Genomic DNA, 14,029 nt, shown 5'->3' on the forward strand with positions numbered 1-14,029 from the left:
ACACAATAATATTTTTCATATACTTTTCATATACTTGCAGGACAATCCCTCAAACTGACCGGCCCGCGGCGCGCCCGGAAAAAATACACCCGCCAAGGAATGTGCCCTCCAGAGCGTTGTAGCCGTGATATCCACCGCCCCCGAATCCCGCCACTTCGCCCGCCGCGAACAGCCCCTCGAACGCACGCCAGTCCGGACGCAGAACCTGCCCGGTCGGATCGGTATGCAGCCCACCCAGCGATTTGCGTGTCAGGATGTTGAGCCGCACGGCGATCAATGGCCCATTGGCCGGGTCCAGAATGCGGTGCGGCTTGGCTGTACGGATCAGCCTGTCACCCCGGTATTGGCGCGCACCCCGAATGGCTGTGACCTGCGCATCCTTGGAAAAGGGGTTCTCGATCTGCGCATCCCGCGCCTCGATCTGGGCAAGGATTTTCTCGAACGCCACCGGCGTTTCCGGCGTCAGCGCATTCATGCCGCGCACCAGTTCCGGCAGGCTTTCGGCAACTACGAAATCCTCGCCCTTACGCTTGAACGCCTCGACTGGCGCCGGGGCACCCTTGCCCATGATACGGGCCTTGAGCACCTCCTGCCATTTGCCAGATGTCAGGTCCGGGTTCTGTTCTGACCCGGACAGAGCGAATTCCTTTTCGATGATCTTCTGAGTGAGGATGAACCAGCTGTGCTCATGCCCCGTCGACAGGATACGTTTCAATGTCCCAAGACTGTCAAACCCCGGCAAATAAGGCGCTTCCATACGTTCGCCCAACGCGTCAAACCACATCGAGGACGGCCCCGGCAGGATGCGGATGCCGTGATTGGGCCAGATCGGATCCCAATTCGCCAGCCCCTCAGTGTAATGCCACATCCGGTCGCCATTGATGATCGCTGCGCCTGCGCCTTCCGCAACACGCTGCATTTGGCCATCCACATAATCCGGCACCCCGGCCACCATGCGCTTGGGCGCTTTGCCAAGACGGTCTTCGGGCCAATACCGGCGCACCATATCATGATCTCCGCCGATGCCGCCCGACGTGACGATCACGGCCTCGGCACGGTGTTCGAAATCCCCCACCACGTCACGATTGGTCGAACACCCGCGCTCGGCTCCGTCCGCGGCAAGAATCTCGCCGTTGACACCCTTGGCCACACCATTTTCCACGATCAGCTGCGTGACCCGATGGCGGAAGCCAAAGGTGATCTTGCCTTCTTCAACCGCCCTGCGCACAAGGCGTTCAAACGGGGCCACAACGCCCGGGCCCGTTCCCCATGTCAGGTGAAACCGCGGCACCGAATTGCCATGCGTGTGCGCCATGTCGCCACCGCGCTCGGCCCAGCCAACCACGGGAAACCAGCGAAATCCGCGCTCTGCGAGCCACGGACGCATCTCTCCTGCGGCAAACTCAAGATAGGCCTCGGCCACTTTGCGGGGGTTTTCATCTTCGGGGCGGTCGAACTGCGCAGATCCCATCCAGTCGCTCAGGGCAAGTGCATGGCTGTCGCGTATTCCCATCCGGCGCTGTTCGGGGGTGTCCACCATGAACAATCCGCCCAAGGACCAGAACGCCTGACCACCCAGCGACTGTTCGCCTTCCTGGTCCAGCAAGAGCACCTTGCGCCCCCGCTCTGCCGCTTCTGCGGCCGCCACAAGCCCGGCCAACCCTGCCCCGATGATAATAACGTCTGCCATGAAATTCTCCTCTCATGACAAACCTAGATTATGGGGCAGGCGATCACCAAGCCGAACCTGACGTAAATGAAAAGGCGCCCCACATGGTCAGAACCGGGGCGCCCATTCGTCAAGCGGCTTTGACGTACTCATAGTAGGTTTCGCTCTCGGGCTTGGCCTCTCCGCGTGGAACGGTTTTCAGCGGCGGAGTGTAGTAGGCATAGGCCTGTTCCAGCAACTCGAGCGCGCGTGCGGCAAAGTCTTCGGGGCGGTTTTGCGAGGTCGACATCTGTCTATCCTTACTGCTGTCAAACCTCCTCCCTGCCCCGGAACCTATGCCTGCGCAGGTGGGATTTCATCCCCCATTTCTGCAATTGCGCCATGCGCTTAGCGCAATTTTCCTTACGTCAATTGGTGATCAGATAGCCCGCCAGCCCAAGCATGAACCCCGCCACGGCGCCAAAGCTAGGCACCCAATGGTGTTTGAGCGGGACGCGCGGCGCGATGTCCTGAAACAGCAGAAAAAGGATGCCACCCGAAGCGAACAGCATAACCGCCCCAAGCATCCCCGGCGCATCGCTGAGAAAGCTAAGACCCACCCACGCCGCCAATGGTCCGACTGGGACCATCAAAAGGAACACAACCATGACCCGCGCCCGCGCCAGGCCCGCTCCGGTCATCTCGCGAAAGGCGTTGAACCCCTCGGGCAGGTTCTGCAGGGCGATCATTACCGCCATCAGCAGCGCCACATCCGCCTTGGCCGTCAACAACGCCCCCAGCGCCAGCGCCTCAGGGACATAGTCCAGCAACATCGCCAGAAACATCGCCGCCTTGCTGCCGCTCTGATCCAGCGCGCGATCCACAAGCATAAAGGCCAGCCCGCCCAATCCAAACAGCGCCACCGCCCAGCCCGGCGCGAGCATCTCCACGCCTTCAGGCACAAGCACCAATGCAATCGCCGAGACCAGCGCCCCGCCGCCAAAGGCCATCACGAAATGGCGCAGCGTATTGTCTTCCTGTTCCGGCAGCCAGCCTTCAAACCACGTCAAAGCCGCTCCAACCGGGATCGAGGCCCCTGCCAGCGTCGCCAGCAAAAGCGCCTGCATCAAACTGCCCTGCTCCATGTCGCCTCCTGCGCCCAAGCTGGGGGCGGCACCCGGCCCCGGTCAAGCCCTGCGTCAAAAGAAAAAGCCCGCTCCAACGGAACGGGCTTTCTCGAAAAGTATCAAGCCTGCACTCAGACGTGGCGCTCGACCAGCATCTTCTTGATCTCGGCAATCGCCTTGGCCGGGTTCAGCCCCTTGGGGCAGGTCTTGGCGCAGTTCATGATCGTGTGGCAGCGATAAAGCTTGAACGGGTCTTCCAGCTCGCCCAGACGCTCGCCGGTGGCCTCGTCACGGCTGTCGATGATCCAGCGATAAGCGTGGAGCAACGCGGCCGGGCCAAGATACCGATCACTGTTCCACCAGTAGCTCGGGCACGAGGTCGAGCAGCTGGCGCACATCACGCATTCATAAAGACCATCAAGCTTCTTGCGGTCTTCAATCGACTGCTTCCACTCTTTTGCCGGACGGTTGGTCTTGGTTTCCAGCCACGGCATGATCGACGCGTGCTGTGCATAGAAGTGGTTCAGGTCCGGGATCAGGTCCTTGACCACCGCCATATGCGGCAGCGGATAGATCTTCACGTCGCCCTTGATCTCGTCCAGCCCGTAGATACAGGCCAGCGTGTTGATCCCGTCGATGTTCATCGAGCAGGACCCACAAATGCCTTCCCGGCAAGAGCGGCGGAACGACAGGGTCGGGTCGACCTCGTTCTTGATCTTGATCAGCGCGTCAAGAACCATCGGGCCGCACTTGTCCATATCGAGGAAATAGGTGTCGACACGCGGGTTTTTGCCGTCATCCGGGTTCCAGCGATAGATCTGGAACTTGCGGACATTGGTCGCGCCTTCCGGCTTGGGCCAGGTCTTGCCCGTCGTAATGCGCGAGTTCTTCGGGAGTTTGAATTCAGCCATGTGTCTGTCTCCTTAGAACGTCCGCGCCTTGGGCGCGATTTTCTTGAGGCTGATGCCACCTTCGTCCTCGGTGGTCAGCGGATCAACGATGACCGGGCGATAGCTCAGATCAACCTTGTTGCCTTCGACACGGCTGACGGTATGCACCCGCCAGTTCTTGTCGTCCCGTTCGGCATAGTCCTCGTGTGCGTGTGCACCGCGGCTTTCCTTGCGGGCCTCTGCGCCGTGGATCGTGGCCAGCGCGTTGGGCATCAGGTTGGTGAGTTCCAGCGTCTCCATCAGGTCCGTGTTCCACACCAGCGAGGTGTCGGTCACGTGCAGGTCATCAAGCTTGGCCGCAATCGCGGTCATCTTCTCGACGCCTTCCTTCAGGGTCTTGTCGGTCCGGAACACGGCCGCATCCGACTGCATCGTGCGCTGCATTTCCAGACGCAGTTCCGCGGTCGGCGTGCCGCCCTTGGCATTGCGCAGACCATCAAAGCGGTCAAATGCCTTGTCCACCGACGCCTGGTTCAGAACCGGGTTCGGCGCATCTGCATCGACAACCTTACCGGCGCGAATGGCCGACGCGCGGCCAAACACCACGAGGTCGATCAGCGAGTTCGAGCCCAGACGGTTCGCGCCGTGCACCGAGGCACAGCCCGCTTCGCCCACGGCCATCAGGCCCGGCACAACAGCGGTCGGATCGTCCGCGGTCGGGTTCAGCACCTCACCCCAATAGTTGGTCGGGATACCGCCCATGTTGTAATGCACCGTCGGCAGAACCGGGATCGGCTCCTTGGTGACGTCCACGCCGGCAAAGATCTTGGCGCTTTCCGAGATACCCGGCAGGCGCTCGGCCAGCGCTTCGGCGGGCAGGTGGTTGAGGTTCAGGTGGATGTGATCGCCATGCTCACCCACACCGCGGCCTTCGCGGATCTCCATGGTCATGGAGCGGGAAACATAGTCACGCGGCGCAAGGTCCTTGTAGTTGGGCGCATAGCGCTCCATGAACCGTTCGCCTTCGGAGTTGGTCAGATATCCGCCTTCCCCGCGTGCCCCTTCGGTGATCAGACAGCCCGAGCCGTAGATGCCGGTCGGGTGGAACTGAACAAATTCCATGTCCTGCAGCGGCAGGCCCGCGCGGGCCACCATGCCGCCACCGTCGCCGGTGCAGGTATGGGCCGAAGTCGCGCTGAAATAGGCACGCCCATAACCGCCCGTGGCCAGAACGACCATCTTGGCGTTGAAGACATGCATGGTGCCGTCATCCAGCTTCCAGCAGACCACACCCTGACACTGCCCGTCTTCGGACATGATCAGGTCGATCGCGAAGTATTCGATGTAGAACTCGGCGTTGTTCTTGACCGACTGGCCATAAAGCGTGTGCAGGATCGCGTGGCCGGTCCGGTCGGCGGCGGCACAGGTCCGCTGCACGGGGGGGCCTTCACCGAACTCGGTGGTGTGGCCGCCGAACGGGCGCTGATAGATCTTGCCCTCTTCGGTGCGCGAAAACGGCACGCCGTAATGCTCCAGCTCGTAAACCGCCTTGGGCGCTTCACGGGCGAGGTATTCCATCGCGTCCGTGTCACCAAGCCAATCCGACCCCTTGACGGTGTCATACATGTGCCACTGCCAGTTGTCCGGGCCCATGTTCGACAGCGACGCCGCGATGCCACCCTGTGCCGCCACGGTGTGCGAGCGGGTCGGGAACACCTTGGTGACGCAAGCGGTGCGCAGGCCCTGTTCGGCCATGCCCAGCGTGGCACGCAGACCGGCACCGCCGGCGCCTACGACAACCACGTCATATTCATGTGTTTCGTATTCGTATTCAGCCATGTCTCAGGTCCTCACAGCGCGATTTTTGCCAGCGCGAACAAGCCGATGGCGGTGATGCCATAGCTCAGGATGATCACCGACATGATCAGGATTTTCTTGGTCGACTTGCGAAAGTAGTCCTCGATCATCATCTGTGCACCCTTTGCAAAGTGCTGCATGCCAAAGACCAAGACCAGCGCGGTCACGATCGCCGGGAACGGGCGGCCGAACGTGGCCACCACCTCGGCATGACCGCCCCCAAGGGCGCTGCCGAAGATATAGATGAAAACCGGAATGATCAGGGCGAGGCCAACGGCGCTGACCTGCATGTACCAGTGGTGCTCTGTCCCTGCGTGTGCAGCGCCGCGTCCTTCGGCGCGCTTGCGGTCAGTAAGATAACGCATGGTCGCCCCCTTATACGATGATCATGGTCAGAACGGTCAGCACGACCGAACCGATGATACAGGCCCAACCCAGCTTTTCAGCGGTCGGAATATCCAGACCACGACCGGCGTCGTAGATCAGGTGACGCAGGCCAGCAAGGTAGTGGTACCAGATCCCCAAAAGCGACAGGCTGAACAGCACATCACCGAAAAATCCGGTTGCAAAGCCGTTTACCGCCGCAAAGTAATCCGGTCCCGCAGCCGCCGCTGCCAACCACCAGACAATCAACAAAGCCGTGACAATCATCGCATTCCCAGTGATCCGCGTGAGGATCGAGCTGATCGACGTCAGCTGTGGGCGATAGATCGTCAGGTGAGGAGAAAGCGGGCGCTCGACCCTTTTCGCATCAGCCATTCTGAATCCTTTCAGGTTCCCTTGCGTCCTTTACTAAAGGTTTTTTTGTCTCTGTCACTCTGAGCAAAGCCTAAAAGGCGCGGTTTTTTGGCGCAATGGGTCAGATTTTGGGGAATTTGTGATCACTGAAATTTGTTCGTGATCACATTTTCGCAGTTCGAGCCCTCATAATGTACCGTCGCCCCCGCCGTCCTGCTTTTTCCGGCGCTGCAGCGAGTCGGGTAAAGCCTGAATGTTTGCGCTCTCAAGGGGTTTGGCGACACTTGGCCCACGAATTGCGACCCGTCACGGCCCGAGAGACGACATCTGTCGGGCCAGTTCGCGGATCAGTTTTTGGCGAATGCGCACCGCGTAGTCGAGAAATCCGTTGGCCGTGACAACAAATGCGCCCGCACCTGTGATCACATTTTCATGGAAATACGCTGTCAGGTCGATCTTGTTGGTTTCGATAACCAGGGCGTTCACGGTCACATCGGCCCGCGCCATGGTAGAGCGAACCATCGCGGGCTCCACCCCCTCATTGGAAAGCCCATCCCCCGAGATATCAACGACCTTGCGCAAACAGGTCGGCGCGCTCTCGAAAGCGTCCAGCGCCCGCAACATCGCCTCTCCAACCGCCGTGGAATACTGGTCCCAGAGGCGCGGCATGGCTTCAACCGCCTGTGCAAGGGTTTCCGCGTCCGCAGGACTGCGTACATGAGTCCATGGCAGTACCAGGTCCTGCCGCCCCTCTCCGGTCCACTGCATCACTGCAACCGCACTCTGCCCCCGCACCAGCGCTTCGACAACCACGCCGTCCCGCAAACCCGCGGCAAGCCCTTCCATCTGGATCTTGTATTCGAGGGGGTTGATGCTGCCTGACACGTCCACGGCCAGCAACAATGCCACGTCACAGGCCCGCGCTGGAACCAACGACGCACAAGTCATCATCAGGGAAAGGGCCAATCGGGCAATCATACTTCACCCTATCGCCGGAACCGCTCCGCGCCTACCGATAACCCCGCGCGCTTCCGATAGGTCGGAACAGTCGATCAGCGCATGCCCCGGGTCAGGAAAAAACTCCCATGATAATGCCGTTAGCACCGGCAAACGCGTCCTCGTCGGTGCGGTCAACACGCAACTCGGCCTGCACAGGGCAGGCCGAGACCAGGATCAAAGTTGTCAGGATCGCGCGTATTATGCACCGATCAGACCGGCATCAACGCCCAGTAGTCAAGGTCGAGCAGCACCTCGGGCAAGTACTTCCCGTCTTCGCCACGCAGCGCAAACGGCGCTCCGCCCTTGGTCGCCACCAGCCGCAGCCGAATCGCGCCCACACCGGGCACATCGGTCTCGGCCTTGTCGAGCACTTCAGACCAAGCTTTTACGGTCAACCCAGAGAACGCCGGGTTCGCATGGGCGCCACCGTTCAGACCCACGATCATCTGTGCATTGGCCAGCCCGTTGAAGCTCAGCGCGCGCGCCAGCGAAATGATATGCCCACCATAGATCAGGCGCTGCCCGTCCGGGCGGAACGTGGCGTCGAAATGCACCTTGGCCGTGTTCTGCCAAAGCCGGGTGGCCATCATGTGTTCAGCTTCTTCCAGCGTCACACCGTCGACATGGTCAATGGTTTCGCCAATCTCGTAATCACCCCAACGATGCGCCTCACCCGCCAGCGTGAAGTCATAGTTCGAGAAATCCAGCCCCTCGGGGATCACCAGATCCTTGGCGTCGATCACCTTGGAAAGCTCGGGCACCACGGCCTCGGGCGCGGGCGCATCCACATCGCGTTTGCGCACCATCACCCAGCGGACATACTCCATCACGACCTCGTCGCGCTGGTTCATGCCACGGGTCCGCACGTAAACCACCCCGGTCTTGCCGTTCGAATTCTGCTTGAGACCAATCACTTCCGAGGTGGAGCGCAGCGTGTCGCCCTCATAAACCGGCTTGAGCCAGCGCCCCTCGGCATAACCAAGGTTTGCCACCGCGTTCAGCGACACATCCGGTACGGTTTTACCAAAGACCACGTGGAACGCCGCCAGATCGTCGATCGGCGATTTCGGCAGGCCCGAAGCCTGCGCGAATGCGTCCGACGAATACAGCGCGTGGCGCGCCGGATAGAGTGCGTGGTACAGCGCTCGCTCGCCACCCGACACGGTACGCGGCACCGCATGCTCGATCACCTGCCCCAGCGTGTAGTCTTCGAAAAATCGACCCGGATTGGTCTTGGCCATCTAGTGCTCTCCTAGTTTCGTGTCGGGGGTATAGGTGCCCTCGACCTCCTTGATGACTGCCTGCCCACAGCGCATGATGCCGGTGGCCTGACAGAATGTCTGCGTGGGGGAGCCATAAAGCTCCCACCCCTTGTTCAACGCATCCGTCACCTTGTGACAGAAGGCCGATGTGTCCTCTTCGGACAGAAAACGATACAGCTTCATCTCATTCACCCCGGGAACGGCCAGTAGCCCAGCCAGCCATGGATCCACCCGATCACCGCCATCAGCACCAGCGACGCGACAAGGAACATGCCGTCCTTGGCAATCGTGCCGCGCTCGGTCGGCTGCCACGACCCTTCGGCCTTGTTGATCACCACAACCTCGGCCAGCGCCCAGAGGAACAGCCCGCCAAACAGGATCAGCGACGCCAGATCACCGTTGACCAGCAGATGCGCAAAGGCCCAGGCCCGAAAGCCCGCAAGCTGCGGGTGGCGCATATTGTGGAGCAGCTTGCCCTTGCGTGGTGCCGGGCTCATCATGAAGATGGCGATCAACACCAAGAGGTTGTTGAGATGCCATGTCCACATCGGCGGGTACCAAAGGTCCACGGTCGGCGCCATGCGATAGCCAAAGATCATGGCGATCACACCGGCAAAGATGATCAGCGCCGAAACACTCCGCGCGCGATCTCCCATCCGGGCATGCGCATCCGGCATTGCCCGCTTCCAGAAATGCCCTGCCACCCATAGCAGGACACCCAAGATCAAAAGTACCATGTCAAACTCCCCTGTTTGCTTCAGGGAACAGGCTTACGACGAAAGCGCCGCGATTGCACTTGCCTTTGCCAGGATTTCACGCGCCGTCACGACGTGCAGGTTCTCGACGATCTTGCCGTCCACCACGGCCACGCCCTGGCCGTTGGCCTCGACCTCTTCAAAGGCCGCGATCTGGCGCTCGGCCAGATCGATTTCCGCCTCGCTCGGGGCATAGGCTTCGTTGGCCACATCCACCTGCGCCGGATGGATCAGCGTCTTGCCGTCAAATCCCATGTCACGGCCCTGATCGCATTCCACCTTCAGACCCTCGGCATCCTTGAATGCGTTATAAACGCCATCCACGATGATCACGCCCTCGGCCTTGGCCGCCAAAAGGCACAGGCCCAGCCCAGCCATCATCGGCAGACGGTCAGCGCGGAACCGGGTCTGAAGCTCTTTGGCAAGGTCATTGGTCCCCATCACCATGCCCTTGAGCTGCGGATACGCGGCAATCTCGGTCGCATTCAGCATGCCGCGCGGCGTCTCCATCATCGCCCAGAGCGGTTTGTCACCGACCAGCGCGGCCAGCGCATCAAGCTGTGCAGCACTTTCCACCTTGGGCAGCAGAACCGCATCACAGTCCATCTCGGCGGCCGCCTTGGCGTCGGCCTCACCCCATTGCGTGTCGAGCCCGTTGATCCGCACGATCCGCACCCGGTCGCCATAGCCACCCGCCGCAAGTGCTACCTTCAGCGTGTCGCGCGCGTTTTCCTTTTCCTCGACCGCCACGGCGTCTTCGAGGTCAAAGATGATCGCGTCCACCGGCAAGGTCCGCGCCTTTTCGAGCGCCCGATCCTTGGAACCGGGAATGTAGAGTACCGAACGATAGGGGCGTGCGCGCTGATCCATGAGTCTCTCCGTAATAAAGTTGCGCGAAACTGCGCATTTTTTCCCAAATACTTCAAGATCGAAATTGCCGCAATGCAGAAGAAATTGCCGTCTCGCAGCACCGAACGCCACATTAACCCTGTTTTTGCGCCTCCAAAGGCAGCCTGTTTCCATCGGACACGGGTGGGAGGCACGGCACCAGAAGGTTCGATTCACCATGGAAAACGCGGGGATCTCTCCGCTTGTGAGAAAGGAACCAACCGATGAAACACAAAACTCTGGCACTGGCGATGGGGTTTGGCCTTCTGATTGCGGGCGCTCAGCTGGTCGAGGCTCAAAACGCCCGCAACTGCGGCCCGCGCGAGGCCGTGGTGCAGCGACTGGCCGAAGGATACGGCGAAACCCGGCAGGCCATCGGGCTTGCCGCTCAGGGCGCCGTGCTCGAAGTCTTTGCTTCGCAAAGCACGGGCAGCTGGACAATCACTGTCACCTTTCCGAATGGCGCGACCTGTCTTGTCGCCAGCGGCGAAGCCTACCAGACCCTTGCCGAGGTCCTGCCGTCCCAGGGAGAAGGCGCCTGACATAATCCAACGGGCCGGACGCGCATGTCGTTCCGGCCCTCAGCTCAACGCATCCCAGATCAGCTTGCTCCCCGTCAGGGTCAGCAGCAGGTAGGTCAACCCAAAAAACACCCGGTCGGGGATCGCGAAATGCGCCTTGACCCCGATCCATGCCCCCAACAGCGCAAACGGTGCGAGCAATACATCCGCCCAAAGCGTTTGCAGCGTGAACACGCCCAGAAAGGCATAGGGCACGGCCTTGGCAATATTGATCACCCAGAAGATCAGAACGGTCGTCGCCTGATAGGCGGTTTTGCTGACGCCACGAGAGAGCAAGTAAACCGCGACCGGCGGCCCCCCGGCATGGCTGACAAAGCTGGTGAACCCGCCCACGGCCCCGGCAACAAAGCCAACCCATTCCGGCATCGCCTTGCGTGGACGCCCTCGGCGCGGCCAGAGCTGCCACGCCACGAAGCCCAGCGAAACTGCGCCAATCAGCAAACGCAGCACATCGTCATTGGCCACGGTAAACAAGCCCGCCCCAAGCGCGACCCCCGGCACAGCCCCGATCAGCAGCACCCGCGCATCCGCCACGCTCCACTTGCGCCAATACGGGCGCAGCGTTGCCACGTCGATCAGCATCAACAAGGGCAGCATCAACCCAAGCGCCTGTGCAGGCGGCAGCACAATGGCCAAGAGCGCGGAACTGGCAAAGGCGGCCCCGCTTCCGAAGCCGCCTTTCGAAATTCCGGCAAACACCGCGGCCAGCGCGGCAAATGCAAACAGACCCAGAGAATCAATCATGGCTTAGCCCAGTCTGGCCAACCACGACCAGCGGCTCATTTCCGCTTTAGAATCTTTTCGCGCTGCTGCTTGTACTCTTTTTCGTTGAGCAGACCGTCGGAATAGGCTTTGTCCAGCGCTTCAAGCTCCGCGCCCACGGTTGTGGTGGTCACGTTGTTCTTGGTCGTTGAATTCCCGCATGCCGACAGGGTCATCCCCATCAATGCCAGTACCACAAACGATTTAGCGACTGTTTTCATCTGTCCGTCATCCCTCAAATGTCTTGGTGTTGAAGATAGTTGTAGCCCCCCACCTACCCCCTCGCAAGCGCGTTGTCGGACTTCCCTCCGATGCTCTGGCAGCCTCGTAACGACAATGTGCAATTGCAGCATTTTGCGCCCTGCTGCTGTTCGCCGCGCCTGCAAACACTTGCGTCAACGCCGGATTCGCCCTAAGCCAACCGCGATATTTCAATCGACCGGAGATACTTCCAATGGCCAGACCCAAGATTGCCCTTATCGGCGCAGGCAACATCGGCGGCACGCTCGCCCACCTCGCAGCGCTCAAGGAACTGGGCGACGTCGTCCTCTTTGACATCGCTGACGGCCTGCCCCAGGGCAAGGCGCTCGACATCGCAGAATCCGGCCCCGTCGAAAAAATCGACGCCGCCATGTCCGGCACCAGCGACTATGCCGACATCGCAGGCGCCGACGTTTGCATCGTGACCGCCGGTGTGGCTCGCAAGCCCGGCATGAGCCGTGACGATCTGCTCGGCATCAACCTCAAGGTGATGAAGTCGGTTGGCGAAGGCATCCGCGACCACGCACCTGACGCATTCGTGATCTGCATCACCAACCCGCTCGACGCGATGGTCTGGGCGCTGCAGAAATTCTCGGGCCTGCCCGCGAACAAGGTCTGCGGCATGGCCGGCGTGCTGGACTCGGCCCGCTTCCGTCACTTCCTCGCCGAAGAATTCAACGTCTCGATGCGCGACGTGACCGCATTCGTTCTGGGCGGCCACGGCGACACCATGGTGCCGTCGGTGCGCTACTCGACCGTTGCCGGTATCCCGCTGCCCGACCTGATCGAGATGGGCTGGACCACGCAGGAGAAACTGGACGCCATGGTTCAGCGCACCCGTGACGGCGGCGCCGAAATCGTTGGCCTGCTGAAAACCGGTTCGGCCTTCTATGCGCCTGCCGCCTCGGCAATCGAAATGGCCGAAGCCTACCTGAAAGACCAGAAGCGCGTTCTGCCCTGCGCCGCCTATTGCGACGGCGACCTCGGCGTCAAGGACATGTATGTCGGCGTGCCGACCGTGATCGGTGCCGGTGGCGTCGAAAAGATCGTGAACATCAAGCTCAACAAGGAAGAGCAGGAAATGTTCGACACGTCGGTCAAGGCGGTTCAGGGCCTCGTGGACGCCTGCAAGGGCATCGACAGCTCGCTGGCATAAGCCACAGCATACCCTATCAGAGAAAGCCCGCCGATCCGGCGGGCTTTTTTGTTTTTCGACTTGCCATCAGGCGCCAACCTGCAAGTTTGCTCTTGGAACGGACCGGAGCACTGACGCATGTTGATCGGACATAATCGCACGCTTTCACCAGACGCCGGGATCAAGGTTTTGGGTGAACGCAACTCTGGCACAAACGTTCTGGAAACGCTGCTGCGTGAAAATGTGGATGTAAATCTGCACGAAAACATTCCGATCCTGTCACCGAACATGACCCCAGCGCCGCCAGATGGCCCGTTTCCGAAGGGCGACCGGGGCCAGGCCGCGCATGAAGCGATGATCGACCACATGCACTATGCGCAACTGCCGGACAATGGCGGCTGGAAACACGCGGCACCCGATCATCGCTTCACACAGGAGTTCCTTTCCCGCAAAACTCCGAGCGTCCTGATCATCGTACGCCACCCGGCAAGCTGGCTGCGCTCGATGCACAAGAACCCGTTTCATGCGCTTGTCGCCATCCCCCGCGATTTCGGCACCTTCATCCGGCAGCCATGGTTGACCGTGGCCCGCGACAGCCTTGGCCCGCGCCTGTTTTCTTCCTTGCCCGACATGCTCGCCGCCAAGATGGCGGCCTATGCCGACCTGCTTGCTCACTACGACAACAGTTGCCTGCTGCGCTACGAGGATCTGGTGCAGGAACCGGACCGGACTCTGCGCGCCATCGGCCTCGCGCCCGGACACCCGGTCACGGACGCCCTGCCCGATCACGACATTCGGGGTTTTCTGTCCCGACAACGCGCTTTCCGCCCCTTTGCCAAGGCTGAAAACTTTCGTAAACGCGCCGCTGCCGTCAGCTACGAAGGCCTCGCTCCAAGGGACCGCGCATTCCTTCTCGAACGTCTCTCCGACTCGATCCTGATGCAACTCTACCCCCTTGATCAATGCTGTTTCGCGCCTCTCAAGCGACAAAAACCGATTTTGTGATCACAGCTTTTCTTGCTGTGATCACAAATTCAGAAAAAACAGCATTCAACGCAAAAAACGCTTAGACACAAGGTCGAACTGTGCCAAAACCGCTTGCAACCGCAGCAAGATGGGACAGTTC

Annotated in this window: 17 protein-coding genes; 3 read left to right on the top strand and 14 right to left on the bottom strand. The window is 60.6% G+C overall.

Annotation, left to right across the window (positions count from 1 at the left end; translation table 11 throughout):
- Positions 1 to 49: 49 nt before the first annotated feature.
- The 12 genes from BMZ35_RS01400 to BMZ35_RS01450 all read right to left on the bottom strand — a co-directional run bounded on the left by BMZ35_RS01400 (position 50) and on the right by BMZ35_RS01450 (position 10,146).
- Positions 50 to 1,690, bottom strand: a complete 1,641-nt coding sequence (locus BMZ35_RS01400; RefSeq protein ID WP_093090180.1) for an FAD-binding dehydrogenase — start codon at positions 1,688 to 1,690, stop codon at positions 50 to 52.
- 109 nt (positions 1,691 to 1,799) lie between these two features.
- Positions 1,800 to 1,958, bottom strand: coding sequence for a hypothetical protein (locus tag BMZ35_RS20815; RefSeq protein WP_165609980.1), 159 nt, complete (start codon positions 1,956 to 1,958; stop codon positions 1,800 to 1,802).
- 118 nt (positions 1,959 to 2,076) lie between these two features.
- Positions 2,077 to 2,793 carry a ZIP family metal transporter gene (locus BMZ35_RS01405; protein WP_093090182.1) on the bottom strand — a complete coding sequence of 239 codons (717 nt, stop codon included), beginning with the start codon at positions 2,791 to 2,793 and terminating at the stop codon, positions 2,077 to 2,079.
- Positions 2,794 to 2,906: 113 nt separating this feature from the next.
- Entirely contained in the window at positions 2,907 to 3,686 is a 780-nt protein-coding gene (locus BMZ35_RS01410; protein ID WP_093090184.1) for a succinate dehydrogenase iron-sulfur subunit, read from the bottom strand.
- Between the two features lie 12 nt (positions 3,687 to 3,698).
- Positions 3,699 to 5,504: a succinate dehydrogenase flavoprotein subunit gene (gene sdhA / locus BMZ35_RS01415; protein ID WP_093090186.1), complete on the bottom strand. Its 1,806-nt coding sequence runs from the start codon at positions 5,502 to 5,504 to the stop codon at positions 3,699 to 3,701.
- Positions 5,505 to 5,515: 11 nt separating this feature from the next.
- The gene (gene sdhD / locus BMZ35_RS01420; protein ID WP_093090187.1) at positions 5,516 to 5,887 is read right to left on the bottom strand and encodes a succinate dehydrogenase, hydrophobic membrane anchor protein; all 372 of its coding nucleotides are present in this window, start codon (positions 5,885 to 5,887) and stop codon (positions 5,516 to 5,518) included.
- Positions 5,888 to 5,897: 10 nt separating this feature from the next.
- Positions 5,898 to 6,281, bottom strand: a complete 384-nt coding sequence (sdhC, locus tag BMZ35_RS01425) for a succinate dehydrogenase, cytochrome b556 subunit (RefSeq protein ID WP_093090189.1) — start codon at positions 6,279 to 6,281, stop codon at positions 5,898 to 5,900.
- A 285-nt stretch (positions 6,282 to 6,566) separates the two neighbouring features.
- Positions 6,567 to 7,238, bottom strand: coding sequence for a DUF1194 domain-containing protein (locus tag BMZ35_RS01430; protein ID WP_093090191.1), 672 nt, complete (start codon positions 7,236 to 7,238; stop codon positions 6,567 to 6,569).
- Positions 7,239 to 7,468: 230 nt separating this feature from the next.
- Positions 7,469 to 8,500, bottom strand: coding sequence for a MaoC family dehydratase (locus tag BMZ35_RS01435; RefSeq protein WP_093090192.1), 1,032 nt, complete (start codon positions 8,498 to 8,500; stop codon positions 7,469 to 7,471).
- Positions 8,501 to 8,704, bottom strand: coding sequence for a DUF1737 domain-containing protein (locus BMZ35_RS01440; protein ID WP_093090194.1), 204 nt, complete (start codon positions 8,702 to 8,704; stop codon positions 8,501 to 8,503).
- 5 nt (positions 8,705 to 8,709) lie between these two features.
- On the bottom strand, positions 8,710 to 9,258 hold the full coding sequence (locus tag BMZ35_RS01445; RefSeq protein ID WP_093090195.1) for an NnrU family protein: 549 nt from the start codon (positions 9,256 to 9,258) through the stop codon (positions 8,710 to 8,712).
- Between the two features lie 33 nt (positions 9,259 to 9,291).
- On the bottom strand, positions 9,292 to 10,146 hold the full coding sequence (locus tag BMZ35_RS01450) for an HpcH/HpaI aldolase/citrate lyase family protein (protein ID WP_093090197.1): 855 nt from the start codon (positions 10,144 to 10,146) through the stop codon (positions 9,292 to 9,294).
- 242 nt (positions 10,147 to 10,388) lie between these two features.
- On the opposite strand from BMZ35_RS01450, the gene BMZ35_RS01455 reads away from it, so the two are divergent.
- The gene (locus tag BMZ35_RS01455) at positions 10,389 to 10,706 is read left to right on the top strand and encodes a hypothetical protein (protein ID WP_093090198.1); all 318 of its coding nucleotides are present in this window, start codon (positions 10,389 to 10,391) and stop codon (positions 10,704 to 10,706) included.
- 39 nt (positions 10,707 to 10,745) lie between these two features.
- On the opposite strand, the gene BMZ35_RS01460 is transcribed toward BMZ35_RS01455, so the two are convergent.
- Together BMZ35_RS01460 and BMZ35_RS20725 are read right to left on the bottom strand one after the other, a co-directional pair.
- Complete coding sequence (locus BMZ35_RS01460) at positions 10,746 to 11,489, bottom strand: sulfite exporter TauE/SafE family protein (protein ID WP_093090200.1); 744 nt, start codon at positions 11,487 to 11,489, stop codon at positions 10,746 to 10,748.
- 35 nt (positions 11,490 to 11,524) lie between these two features.
- Positions 11,525 to 11,728: a hypothetical protein gene (locus BMZ35_RS20725; RefSeq protein ID WP_131814308.1), complete on the bottom strand. Its 204-nt coding sequence runs from the start codon at positions 11,726 to 11,728 to the stop codon at positions 11,525 to 11,527.
- A gap of 233 nt (positions 11,729 to 11,961) precedes the next feature.
- Here BMZ35_RS20725 and mdh point away from each other — a divergent pair, with 233 nt between their 5' ends.
- Both mdh and BMZ35_RS01470 read left to right on the top strand, forming a co-directional pair.
- Positions 11,962 to 12,924: a malate dehydrogenase gene (mdh, locus tag BMZ35_RS01465; protein WP_093090202.1), complete on the top strand. Its 963-nt coding sequence runs from the start codon at positions 11,962 to 11,964 to the stop codon at positions 12,922 to 12,924.
- Positions 12,925 to 13,041: 117 nt separating this feature from the next.
- The gene (locus BMZ35_RS01470) at positions 13,042 to 13,908 is read left to right on the top strand and encodes a hypothetical protein (protein WP_093090204.1); all 867 of its coding nucleotides are present in this window, start codon (positions 13,042 to 13,044) and stop codon (positions 13,906 to 13,908) included.
- The last annotated feature ends 121 nt before the right edge of the window (positions 13,909 to 14,029 follow it).

The sequence above is a fragment of the Shimia aestuarii genome (assembly GCF_900114635.1).
GTDB classification, from domain to species: Bacteria; Pseudomonadota; Alphaproteobacteria; order Rhodobacterales; family Rhodobacteraceae; genus Shimia; species Shimia aestuarii.